Source organism: Psychrobacillus sp., from assembly GCF_032154225.1.
Classification (GTDB): domain Bacteria; phylum Bacillota; class Bacilli; order Bacillales_A; family Planococcaceae; genus Psychrobacillus.
The window spans coordinates 107,853-119,394 of sequence record NZ_JALDYF010000001.1 but is presented as its reverse complement, the minus strand read 5'-3'; the positions used below and the strand labels follow the sequence as shown (position 1 = coordinate 119,394).

The 11,542-nt window shown below is 36.5% G+C and carries 15 protein-coding genes; 14 read left to right on the top strand and 1 reads right to left on the bottom strand.

All coding sequences use genetic code 11. From position 1 onward, the window contains the following. Window positions 1–34 precede the first annotated feature (34 nt). From RUH95_RS00635 to RUH95_RS00605, 7 genes are all read left to right on the top strand, one after another. The gene (locus RUH95_RS00635; protein WP_313890881.1) at window positions 35–487 is read left to right on the top strand and encodes a GAF domain-containing protein; all 453 of its coding nucleotides are present in this window, start codon (window positions 35–37) and stop codon (window positions 485–487) included. After that, window positions 484–1,530 (top strand): sensor histidine kinase, encoded by a 1,047-nt coding sequence (locus RUH95_RS00630; RefSeq protein ID WP_313890880.1) that lies wholly within the window; start codon window positions 484–486, stop codon window positions 1,528–1,530. The genes RUH95_RS00635 and RUH95_RS00630 overlap by 4 nt, the downstream gene beginning before the upstream one ends. Window positions 1,531–1,545: 15 nt before the next feature. Further along, window positions 1,546–2,193: a response regulator gene (locus RUH95_RS00625; protein WP_313890879.1), complete on the top strand. Its 648-nt coding sequence runs from the start codon at window positions 1,546–1,548 to the stop codon at window positions 2,191–2,193. Window positions 2,194–2,815: 622 nt separating this feature from the next. Next, window positions 2,816–3,331 (top strand): hemerythrin domain-containing protein, encoded by a 516-nt coding sequence (locus RUH95_RS00620; RefSeq protein WP_313890878.1) that lies wholly within the window; start codon window positions 2,816–2,818, stop codon window positions 3,329–3,331. Between the two features lie 150 nt (window positions 3,332–3,481). After that, window positions 3,482–4,996, top strand: coding sequence for a nitrate/nitrite transporter (locus tag RUH95_RS00615; RefSeq protein ID WP_313890877.1), 1,515 nt, complete (start codon window positions 3,482–3,484; stop codon window positions 4,994–4,996). A 41-nt stretch (window positions 4,997–5,037) separates the two neighbouring features. Beyond that, window positions 5,038–6,057, top strand: a complete 1,020-nt coding sequence (locus RUH95_RS00610) for a ThiF family adenylyltransferase (protein WP_313890876.1) — start codon at window positions 5,038–5,040, stop codon at window positions 6,055–6,057. A 19-nt stretch (window positions 6,058–6,076) separates the two neighbouring features. After that, window positions 6,077–6,574, top strand: a complete 498-nt coding sequence (locus tag RUH95_RS00605) for a MogA/MoaB family molybdenum cofactor biosynthesis protein (RefSeq protein ID WP_313890875.1) — start codon at window positions 6,077–6,079, stop codon at window positions 6,572–6,574. Window positions 6,575–6,612: 38 nt separating this feature from the next. On the opposite strand, the gene moaC is transcribed toward RUH95_RS00605, so the two are convergent. Beyond that, window positions 6,613–7,101: a cyclic pyranopterin monophosphate synthase MoaC gene (gene moaC, locus RUH95_RS00600; RefSeq protein WP_313890874.1), complete on the bottom strand. Its 489-nt coding sequence runs from the start codon at window positions 7,099–7,101 to the stop codon at window positions 6,613–6,615. Between the two features lie 65 nt (window positions 7,102–7,166). Here moaC and RUH95_RS00595 point away from each other — a divergent pair, with 65 nt between their 5' ends. The 7 genes from RUH95_RS00595 to RUH95_RS00565 are packed head-to-tail and all read left to right on the top strand — an operon-like array spanning window position 7,167 to window position 11,527. Next, a complete protein-coding gene (locus RUH95_RS00595) occupies window positions 7,167–8,423 on the top strand; it encodes a molybdopterin molybdotransferase MoeA (RefSeq protein ID WP_313890873.1) in 1,257 nt (418 codons plus the stop codon). Next, window positions 8,411–8,917 (top strand): molybdopterin-guanine dinucleotide biosynthesis protein B, encoded by a 507-nt coding sequence (gene mobB / locus RUH95_RS00590; protein ID WP_313890872.1) that lies wholly within the window; start codon window positions 8,411–8,413, stop codon window positions 8,915–8,917. Before RUH95_RS00595 ends, mobB begins: the two co-directional genes overlap by 13 nt. Window position 8,918: 1 nt before the next feature. Continuing rightward, window positions 8,919–9,359: a molybdenum cofactor biosynthesis protein MoaE gene (locus RUH95_RS00585; protein WP_313890871.1), complete on the top strand. Its 441-nt coding sequence runs from the start codon at window positions 8,919–8,921 to the stop codon at window positions 9,357–9,359. A gap of 1 nt (window position 9,360) precedes the next feature. Beyond that, window positions 9,361–9,594, top strand: coding sequence for a molybdopterin converting factor subunit 1 (gene moaD, locus RUH95_RS00580; protein ID WP_313890870.1), 234 nt, complete (start codon window positions 9,361–9,363; stop codon window positions 9,592–9,594). Continuing rightward, window positions 9,594–10,151: a molybdenum cofactor guanylyltransferase gene (gene mobA, locus RUH95_RS00575; RefSeq protein WP_313890869.1), complete on the top strand. Its 558-nt coding sequence runs from the start codon at window positions 9,594–9,596 to the stop codon at window positions 10,149–10,151. The genes moaD and mobA overlap by 1 nt, the downstream gene beginning before the upstream one ends. Window positions 10,152–10,168: 17 nt before the next feature. Continuing rightward, the gene (gene moaA, locus RUH95_RS00570) at window positions 10,169–11,185 is read left to right on the top strand and encodes a GTP 3',8-cyclase MoaA (RefSeq protein WP_313890868.1); all 1,017 of its coding nucleotides are present in this window, start codon (window positions 10,169–10,171) and stop codon (window positions 11,183–11,185) included. Window positions 11,186–11,206: 21 nt separating this feature from the next. Then, window positions 11,207–11,527, top strand: coding sequence for a hypothetical protein (locus RUH95_RS00565; RefSeq protein WP_313890867.1), 321 nt, complete (start codon window positions 11,207–11,209; stop codon window positions 11,525–11,527). Window positions 11,528–11,542: the final 15 nt, after the last annotated feature.

Genomic DNA, 11,542 nt, shown 5'->3' with positions numbered 1-11,542 from the left:
TCGGTCTTCTTTTTTATCCATAAGGGGCATTAATATGAATACTGATTTTCAACAAATTATTTCTTCGATCAAGGAAAAATATGAGCTAGATCTCGTGACATTGGCATTTATACAGCCTGCCCAGCTAGAGTATGTGTTGACTTGGCAATTTGCTGTTGGCAATATAAATAATCGCCTAAAACGAATTGTTCTTCAATCAGGTAAAGGTATAGCTGGTTCGGTTTTCAAATCTGGCAAGCCAATACTTGTGAAAAATGTGACAACTAAATATCCAGTAAAAGATTTGTTCAATTTTCCTATTATTGTTTCCGAAAAAATAAAAAGCTTTTGTGCATTGCCACTATATAAAAATAATAAAGTACAAGGAGTTATTTTATTAGGCTTTCGACGAGAAGATGCAATGACGGAAGAATTATATGAAACAATCAAAAAAAATATGGACACTGATTTTCCACATTTTTATGAAAAGGAGATGGCGAAGAATTGACAAATATTACTCATTCACAATTAATAGATTATCTATTAGGGATGTATGAATATAGTTCGGAAGCTATTTTCTTTTTCGATAAAAACAATACATTACTGAATTTGAATCCTGTTGCGGAAGAAATTTTAGAAAGTGAAGCTTTAGAGGCAATGTTACAAGGGAAAGAAAAATCTATTTGTTTAAGTTGTAAAGGCTATACAAACACAGAAGATTTAGTAACATGTCAAAACTGTTATTTTCTAAATCCACAACAAGATTTTAGCTCTTTTCAAGTGTATTTGGAAACAAAAGGGAAAGGTGTTCTCCCTTATACAGCAAGTTTTCATACGATTGATAAGGATGAAGGTATAAACGTATTCATTTTGAGAAATTTAACGAAACAATTAGAAACCCAAGAAACATTATTTCGAAATACGACAATTAAACAAATTATTAAAGCACAAGAAGATGAACGAAAAAGAATTTCACGTGAGTTACATGATGGTGTGGCACAAGAAATATTAAGCTCACTTGTCGATATTCGTGTGATGAAATATTTAAAAGATCCAGAAGATGTTGCACAAAAAGTGAAACATATAGAAACTTCTTTAACGAGATTATTAGACGAAATACGTAGTATGTCCGTTGAATTAAGACCGTCATCGCTGGATGATTTGGGCATTGAAGCGGCATTTAGGTCGCATTTTAAATGGATTGAAAAAAATTATGGATTAATTGTCCACTATAACCACGAAATCAAAGGCAAACGTTTTAATAGTGAAATAGAAACGGTAGTCTATCGAATATGCCAGGAAGCAATTTTAAACGCATTAAAATATGCAGATGTAGATGAAATATTTGTCCATTTGTATGAAAAAGAAAACAAATTAATACTTGACCTAAAGGATCAAGGGAATGGTTTTGATGTCATTAATCGAGTATCTAGAGGTACAGGTTTAGGGTTGTTTGGTATGAAAGAGCGCGCGGAACTTGTAAAAGGGACTTTTTCGATTAATTCGTCTGTGGGAAAAGGAACTGAAGTACATCTCGAGGTTCCATTGTAAAGGGGAGAAAGACTATTGAGAATTGTGATTGCTGATGATCATGCTGTTGTACGAAGTGGTTTTTCAATGATTTTAAACTATCAAGACGATATGGAAGTAGTTGCTACTGCGGCAGATGGTATTGAAGCCCATTTAATGGTTGCCAAATATCAACCTGACATATTGCTTTTAGATTTAAGCATGCCACCTGGTGAAAGTGGTTTAATCGCTACCGGAAAGATTAATGAAGACTTTCCAAACACGAAGATTTTAATATTAACGATGTATGAAGACCAAGAATATATGTTTCATGTATTAAAAAACGGAGCTTCTGGATATGTGTTAAAAAATGCGCCAGATGAAGAGTTGCTTAGTGCAATACGGATGGTTTACAAAGGCGGGACGTATATTCACCCGAAAATGGCAACATCCCTTGTAAAAGAGTTTATCAAAAAAGACCAAGCAATAGTCGACGATGATCCATTCCGCGTGCTATCGAAAAGAGAATTAGAAATTTTACCGTTAGTAGCAAAAGGGTATGGCAATAAAGATATTGCCGAAAAGCTTTATATATCCGTTAAAACGGTGGAGGCACATAAAGCAAAAATTATGGAGAAACTTCATTTTAAAAACCGTCCAGAGCTCGTAGAATACGCCCTAAAAAAGAAATTACTAGATTTTTAATAAACATTTATGTATGTCTTGAAGAAAGTGCGTAAACTTATAGAGTAGATTCCGTTTCAAGCGGACGCATTCCGTTAGTGTTGTCTCAGCCTCCTCGGTCGCTTCAGCGCTCCACTGAGGGGTCTTCGACTAACGCTGATTCCGCTGGAGTCGCCGCTTTGCACTTCATCTATCTAGTCTAGATAAATGTATTCATGTTCAATCTATTGATTGATTTTTTTGAGTACTCGCGTCTATATTTTGTAATTAAAGCTTTTAGGCATCCAAAGACAGGTAGAATTTTTCGCAGCAACTGCTTCTCTTTTTAGAAGTAGAGTAAAAGAAGTAGTCGTGCTGTCATTTTAATTTCTAATTCGTTTCGTCACGATTTAAATGATTGCCATCCTATTTGTAAACATGTATAGATACATACTAGTTGATTGGAGCGTAGGTGGCGACTTCTGCGGGAATAGTATGAGCTGAAAGCCCCGCAGGAAAGACACTGGCTTGGCCAGTGTCTTTGCGACGAGTAACCGCAGGAGCACATGTTTACGAAGTGACGAGGAGATTGAAGCCAGACCCGCGAAAAGCGTCTGCCGTAGCGAAAATCAACGGGTTTATTTAGAAAGAGAGGTTAAGCAATATGAAATTTCAAAGCACAGACCCTGCAATGCGAATATTAGAAAATGAACATCAATATTTAATGCATTTAATGTACGAATGGCATCAAATCGTACTTAATTTTGAAGATGGGAAATATGAAAAAGTAGAAGCTTTAGCTGCATTCAAACGACTAAGAAAGCTACTTATTGAGTTCATCGAACCTTTAAAAAACCACACAGAAAAAGAAGAGAAATACTTTTTTCCGCTACTAGGGCATTATATCGGAACAGAACAAGGACCAATCGTTACAATTGAAGCAGAGCACGAAGAAATAGACGCATACATCGGTCACTTCTTACACCACACACGAGAAGGTGTAGACGAGCTAACATTAGAAGAAATGACGAGCATAGCAAAAGATGCAGGCGAAGCATTTGAAGTTTTAATGGTTCATTTCGTGAAAGAGCAGTCCGTTCTTTTTCCAATGACAGAGCGAGTGATGAAAGCAGTAGATCAAGATAAACTTCTCGAACAATTAAATACACTGATCGTTTAAGAACAACTCTTCATGGGTTGTTCTTTTTTTAGGGAATACCCGAAGCTGTTAAGGGGAGTCCCCTATTAGAATTTCGGAGGATTTTCGGTACACTATACATAGGGAATCAAATACGTGGATCATTTATTACCAAAAGAAAAGGTGGTTTAAATGATTAAAAAAGTACAATTGCCATTGCAAACATTAAATTTAGTTGTCGGATTCATGGTGTGGGTTATTATTTCTTCTTTGCTTCCATTTATTCGAGAAGACATCGATATTCCTGCTGACAAAATCGCTATTTTGACTGCTGTACCAGTAGTATTAGGATCAATACTTCGAATACCACTTGGATATTATGCAAATATAATTGGTGCTAGACTCGTATTTTTAATTAGTTTTATTCTTTTATTATTTCCAGTGTTTTATATTAGTGAAGCCTCTAGCTATATTGATTTAATTATCGGAGGATTGTTTTTGGGAGTAGGAGGAGCCGTATTCTCAGTAGGCGTTACGTCATTACCAAAATATTATCCAAAGGAAAAACATGGCTTTGTAAATGGTATTTACGGAGCAGGGAATATTGGTACTGCCATTTCTACTTTTGCTGCTCCAATTATTGCAACTCAAGTTGGCTGGTCATTAACAGTTAAACTGTATTTAATTTTACTCTTAATATTTGCAGCTCTGAATTTTCTTTTTGGTGATCGTAAAGAAGTAAAAGTGAAGACACCAATTGTTGAACAAATAAAAGGTGTATATAAAAATGAAAAACTATGGTATTTCTCTTTGTTTTATTTCATTACTTTTGGATCATTCGTTGCATTTACTGTGTATCTGCCAAACTTTCTTGTAACTAATTTTGAACTGGATAAAGTGGACGCGGGTATTCGAACTGCTGGATTTATAGCAGTTGCAACATTCTTTAGACCAGTTGGTGGTTGGTTAGGGGATAAATTTCAGCCTTTGTTTTTATTGATGGGCGTATTTGCTGTTTATACTTTTGCAGCTGTCATTTTAGCTTTTTCCCCTTCTTTAGTTTTGTATTCTATAGGCTGTTTAGTTATCGCTCTTTGTGCAGGAATCGGAAATGGTGTTATCTTTAAATTAGTGCCATTTTATTTTAATAAACAAGCTGGTATTGCAAACGGTATAGTGTCGATGATGGGTGGTCTTGGAGGATTTTTCCCACCATTACTACTAGCATCTATTCATGCGATAACAGGTCAATATTCAATCGGATTTATGCTGTTATCATCGGTGTCACTAGCTAGCTTAGTATTAGTCGTGAATATGTATTATCAAGACAAGTTACATTTATCTCAACAAGTATTTAATTCGACAGGGCAGGGGATTATCGTAACAGATATTTCTGGTAAAATAAAAGCAGTGAATCCTGCATTTACAATGTTAACAGGTTTCAGCGAGGAAGAAGCAGTTGGAGAAACACCAAGAATTTTAAAAACAGGTAGGCAAGATAAAGGATTTTATGATGAAATGTGGAATAACATTAAAGAGTATGGAATGTGGCAAGGAGAAATTTGGAACCGTAAAAAGAACGGGGAAGAATTTTTAGAATGGCTAAATATTAGCGCAGTAAAAGATGAAACAGGGGAAGATGTCAGTTATGTAGGAACGTTTACAGATATAACTGCACATCGACAAGTAGAGGGCAACCAATCTTAACGATAGGGGGCCCTTCCCCTATTTTGAAAGGAAGAACTTGCATGGAAAACCGATATTCGAGACAAGAATTATTTAAGCCAATTGCAGGCGATGGACAGCAACAATTATCATCCGCTGTAGCAGTAATTATTGGTTGCGGTGCATTAGGCTCAGCCATTGTGGAGTCTCTCGTGCGAGCAGGAGTAGGAACAATTCATTTAGCAGATCGGGATTATGTCGAAGCATCGAATTTGCAAAGGCAACAATTATTTACAGAACAAGATGCAATGGACATGCTTCCAAAAGTAGTAGCTGCTGAAAAAAGGTTGAAGTCCATTCGCTCTGATGTCGTGCTACATACATATTTACAACATGTAGACCAAGAGCTTATTGAATATTTAGCAAGCAAAGCAGATGTTTTAATCGATGCAACAGATAATTTTGAAACACGACTATTAGTAAATGATGCAGCTTATAAATTCAATATTCCTTGGATATACGGTGCTTGTGTAGGGAGTAGTGGAGTTGTTTTTCCTTTTATTCCGCAAAAAACAGCATGCTTTAGATGCTTACTTCCAGTGCTTCCATCTGTGAATGAAACATGTGACACAGTTGGCATCATTTCCCCAGCTGTGCAAATTACTGCTGCAATGCAAAGTGCAGAAGTATTAAAAATACTGACAGGAAATAATGCAGCTATTCGTACAAAAGTGCATCATTTTGACTGCTGGAATAATACATTTTTAGATATTGGTATTGCAAGAGTGAAAAACCCGCGATGTGAGACATGTAGCGAGCATGCAGTTTTTCCATCATTACAAGTAAATAGACAACAAAGATATGCAGTATTATGTGGTAGAGACGCAGTTCAAGTACTACCAAGTGTGGATAGGGAAGTGACGTTGAATGATGCAGAATTTGCAGCAAAACGCATTCAAGCATTTACGAAGCGAACGCCTTATTTTGTCGAATTGCAAAAGGATCAGTACCGAATGATAGTATTTAAAGATGGTCGACTTCTCATTCATGGCTTACGGGATATTACCGTAGGTAGAAGATTATATGTCGAGCTATTTGGCTAAGTAATAAGGAGGTGCAGTAGTGTCAAAGCAATTTAAAGTAGAAAGACCGATTCGAATAGCTATATTAACAATCAGTGATACACGAACAGAAGAGACAGACAAAGGTGGACAACTTATTCAACAATTAGCTGAAACAGCTTCACTTGAAGTTGTGCGAAAGCTAATATGCACAGATGAAATAGAGGAAATACAAAGCATTCTCGATATTTGGTATCGGAATGAAAAAATAGATGCAATTATTACAACTGGCGGCACTGGCATTGCGAAAAGAGATTGTACAATAGAAGCAATACAGCCTACGTTCACAAAAGAAATAACTGGTTTTGGAGAATTGTTTCGTTATTTAAGTTTCACCGAAGACGTTGGAACAAAAGCAATGCTAAGTCGAGCTGTTGCCGGAGTAGCTTTTGATAAAGCAATTTTCGTCTTACCAGGATCCACTGGAGCAATTCATCTTGCTATGACAAAACTAATTTTACCTGAGCTAGAACATATTATTTTTGAACTAACAAAATAAAAAAATCTCTGCGAAAATTCACAGAGATTAATAGACTATTATTCGTTATTTTCTCGCAGATAATCGCCATTTTTCCCACCAGTTTTAGAATAAAGCATGGTAGGACCAATAATCATATCCTTACCTGCTGCTTTACACATATCATAAATAGTTAGAGCCGCAGTAGAGGCTGCTACTAATGCTTCCATTTCGACACCAGTTGAGCCGACTGTTTTCACTTCGGAGCGAATAGAAATTACATACGTTTCATCAATAGACCAGTCAAATGTAATATTAATGCCAGTCAATGAAATCGGATGACACATTGGAATAAGGGTCGCTGTATTTTTAGCAGCCATAATTCCAGCAACTTGCGCTACAGCAAAGACATCTCCCTTTTTATTTGTCCCTTCTGTAATTTGGCTATGTATAGATTCATTCACGGTAATGGACGATATCGCAACTGCAGTACGAACGGTTTCGGTTTTATCCGAAATATCGACCATTTTAGCACGACCTTGTTCATTAAAATGTGTAAGATTTGACATGATTATCTTCCTTTCAGACGTTGATAATGAAATTATAGCATGTAAAAGAGATGGAGTTGTTATAAATGGTAGAAATAAGAAAGCCAATTCAAGTAAAAGATGCAGTGGCAAAAGTTATTGAACAAGCAGCATTAATGCCTATTAAAGAAATTGAGTTAGCTAAAAGTTACGGCTATATTTTAGCGGAACCGATTATTGCTAAGCATGATGTTCCGTCTTTCAGTAATTCACCATATGACGGGTTTGCTATTCGCTCACAAGATTCTATTGGAGCTAGCGGTACAAATCGAATTACTTTTCAAGTGATTGATCACATTGGAGCAGGACAAGTTTCAGGCAAAAAGCTCGAGGCACTAGAAGCGGTTCGTATTATGACGGGGGCACTTGTTCCAGAAGGGGCAGATGCAGTTGTCATGTTAGAGCAAGCAGGAGAGAGCGAAAACAGTTTTTCGATACGCAAGCCTTTTTCTCCTTTAGAAAATATCTCGCTTCAAGGAGAGGACGCTAAACTTGGAGAAGTTCTTATCCCATCTGGAACAATTATTCATCCGGGGACAATCGCATTGTTAGCTACTTTCGGATATGCCAAAGTGAAAGTTAGAACGAAGCCAAAAGTTGGAATCATTTGCACAGGGACCGAACTAGTACAAGTGCATGAAGATTTGCAACCCGGAAAAATTAGAAATAGTAATGGACCAATGATAGAAGCACAGCTAGAAAGAATCGGAATTGAAGCGTACTCATATGGGATGCTATCGGATGATCTGGACAGCTGTTATGAATTAGTGAAAACAGCACTCGATGAAATGGATTGCTTAATAACAACTGGTGGTGTTTCGGTAGGAGACTTTGATTTTTTACCAGACATATATGCGCGTTTAGATGCAGAGGTTTTATTCAATAAAGTTGCCATGCGTCCTGGAAGTGTGACGACCGCTGCAGTTGCAAATGGCAAGATTTTATTTGGCTTATCGGGAAATCCTTCCGCTTGCTATACAGGATTTGAATTGTTTACGAAACCAGCAATTCAAACGATGATGGGCAATAAACAGCCCTATTTGCCTTATACAAAAGCTATTTTGTTAGAAGAAATTACAAAACCAAATCCATTTTCACGATTTATACGTAGTATTTATGCATTCAACGGTACGGAAGCAACGGTAGTTTCAGCTGGGTTCAATAAATCAAATGCTGTAACATCGATTGCTAAAGGAAATGCATTCATCGTTCTTCCTGGAGGAACAAGAAATTTTTCTAAAGGTGACTTAGTAGATGTTCTTTTGTTAGGAATAGAGGAAGGTGTTTCTAGTTGGAATCTTTAAAAATTTTACAAGTAGTTGGCTATAAAAATAGCGGAAAAACAACTTTAATAGAGTCTTGGATTAAAACGTTGGCAAATGAACAAATAGATGCGGCGGTTATTAAGCATCATGGACATCAAAATGGTTTAGAGCTACCAAATGACCAAACGGATAGTATGAAGTTTACTACAGCAGGTGCAGTGACCTCGATAGCAGTTGATGACCATATGATTCAACTGCATCAACGTAAAAAAGAGTGGTCATTAACTAAGCTTATTACGTTAGCTAAGCTTAGTGATCCTTCTATTCTTTTTATAGAAGGATATAAAATTGAGAGTTATCCAAAAGTTGTTATTGTGAAAAAAGAGGAAGACTGGACAACTTTGCAAACATTAACAAATATCGTTTGTGTCGTTGTTCATCCAAAAGTAAATGTACCAAATATACATACGTATCCAATACAAAATACAAGTCAGTTGAATAACTGGTTAAACAAATGGATGGGTGGAGAATAGCGTGAAATTGTTTGAAATTACGACTGCTGAAATAGATCCAGAAAAATATAGAAAAGCCGTTTTACATGCATCAGCTGGGGCAGTAACTGTATTTACTGGTCATGTGAGAGAGTGGACAAATGGAATACAAACTGTTTTCTTAGCGTATGAAGCGTATATTCCGATGGCGGAAAAAAAGCTTGCTGAAATAGGAGACGAAATACAAGAAAAATGGCCACATACGAAAGTGGCAATTGCTCATCGAATAGGAGACCTAGAAATATCTGATATTGCAGTAGTTATTGCTGTTTCATCACCTCATCGAAAAATTGCATACGAAGCAAATGAGTATGCAATCGAACGGATAAAAGAAATAGTTCCAATATGGAAAAAAGAAATTTGGGAAAATGGACAAGAATGGATAGGGGATCAAAAACAGAAGCCTATTATTGGAGGGGAATAAGATGATTACTCTTTTGTATTTTGCTGGATTAAAAGAAAAGACAGGGCTTGAAAAAGAACAAATACAGTTTTCGGGACATCAAGTAAAAGAATTAGTAGAATTTGTTCAAAATAAATATGAAAATTTTTCAAATAGTGCGGTGCTTGTAGCGGTTAATGAAGAATATGCTTTGCCAGAAGATGTCCTTCAAGTAGGAGATACGGTTGCATTTATACCACCAGTAAGTGGTGGATGATGAGAACAGTAGGAATCGTACTCGCTGGGGGTATGTCTCGTAGATTTGGTTCACCGAAAGCATTTGCTAAGTATAAGGATGATTATTTTTATGAATTATCATATAGGGCATTGGAGAACATTTGTGAAAAAGTAATCATTGTTACTCGAGCGGAATTGATGTGTAGATTCCCTGAAAATGAATGTACTATCGTAGATGATGAGATGTACAAAGGGGACGGACCACTTGCCGGGATTTATTCCGCCATGAGAGCAGTGGAAGCAGAGCGATATATTGTTTTGCCATGTGATATGCCATTTATAGATCAAGAAGTTATTTATTCGTTAAGCAAAGTGGAACAAACCGCAATGATACTTGCAGTTTGTCATAATGAGCAGTTCCATCCGCTTGTAAGTATATGGAGCGGAGAAGCAAAAGATCTCTTAAAAAATGCTTTAGATCAAAATAAATTAAGTGTCATGAGCTTTCTACAGGGAACGACGACAGAATGGATTCCAGCGAATACATTAACGACGGACCCGAAGACTGCTTTTCAAAATGTGAATATACCTTTTTAAAAGAAAGAAGGGATAATATGTCGGAAAGAAATGTGCGCGATCAACTCAATAGACCGATGAGAGATCTTCGTATTTCCGTAACAGATCGATGCAATTTTCGCTGTACATATTGCATGCCGAAAGAAGTATTTGGAGATGACTATGCTTTTTTACCGAGAAATGAACTGCTAACATTCGAAGAAATAGAAAGACTGTCCGTAATATTTGCGGAACTAGGTGTTAAAAAAATTCGCTTAACCGGTGGGGAACCATTAATGCGAAGAAATATTCATGAACTCGTAGGCAAATTAACACATATAAAAGGCATTGAAGATATTGGGCTGACGACAAATGGAGTATTATTAAAACAATGTGGTGAAAAACTTCTAAATGCCGGTTTGCAAAGGATAAATATTAGCTTAGATGCATTAGATGAACAATTATTCGGTAAAATGAATGGCCGAGGCATTAAACCTTCTCTTATATTAGAAAATATTGAATATGCTCAGCAATTAGGATTTCATATGAAAGTAAATATGGTTGTTCAAAAAGATGTGAATGATCAGGAAATTATCCCAATGGCTACTTATTTTAAAAATAGAGGAATTGTCTTAAGATTTATCGAATTTATGGATGTTGGCAATGATAATAGTTGGAGCTTTGAAAAAGTTGTTACAAAAAAAGAAATTGTGGAGCTAATACAAAGTGAGTTTGACATAGAGGCGGTGGATCTCGATTATTTTGGCGAAGTTGCGAAACGTTATTGTTATAAAGACACCGCAGCGCAAGTAGGATTTATCACTTCTGTTTCAGAATCATTTTGTTCTTCTTGTACGAGAGCAAGATTATCCTCAGACGGAAAGTTTTATACTTGTTTATTTGCTTCAAACGGATTTGATCTTCGTGCTTTGATTCGAGATGGGGCAACAGATGAAGAATTACGAGCAGCAATTATTAACGTTTGGGAACGTCGAACAGATCGTTATTCGGATGAACGAACAGAGCAAACAGCAAAAAATCGAACAAAAATAAATATGTCCTATATAGGTGGATAATAGAAGAGAGGATGATTTTTTATGGCAGGTCCAGCACTTCGTCAATTGCATTCCCATCGAGCAATACATGAAGGCGGTTTATCAGGAGCAATTCAAAAAACAGATCATTTTCTAGCATTATGGCAAGAAGGAAAACTAGAAGAGGCAAATCATGCAGCCGACGTTTTACTTGATTACTGGGAAACACGTGTAATTAGCCATGCGGATGCAGAGGAATCTGGCTTCTATGAAGAAAAGGTGAAACACAACGAAGCGTTAAAAGAAGCGGTCATTCAACGATTTCATGCATTATTAACTGTCAATGAAATTCATAGTAGAGAAGAAGAACGACTTTTATTTTAAAATTAAGGAGAGGTT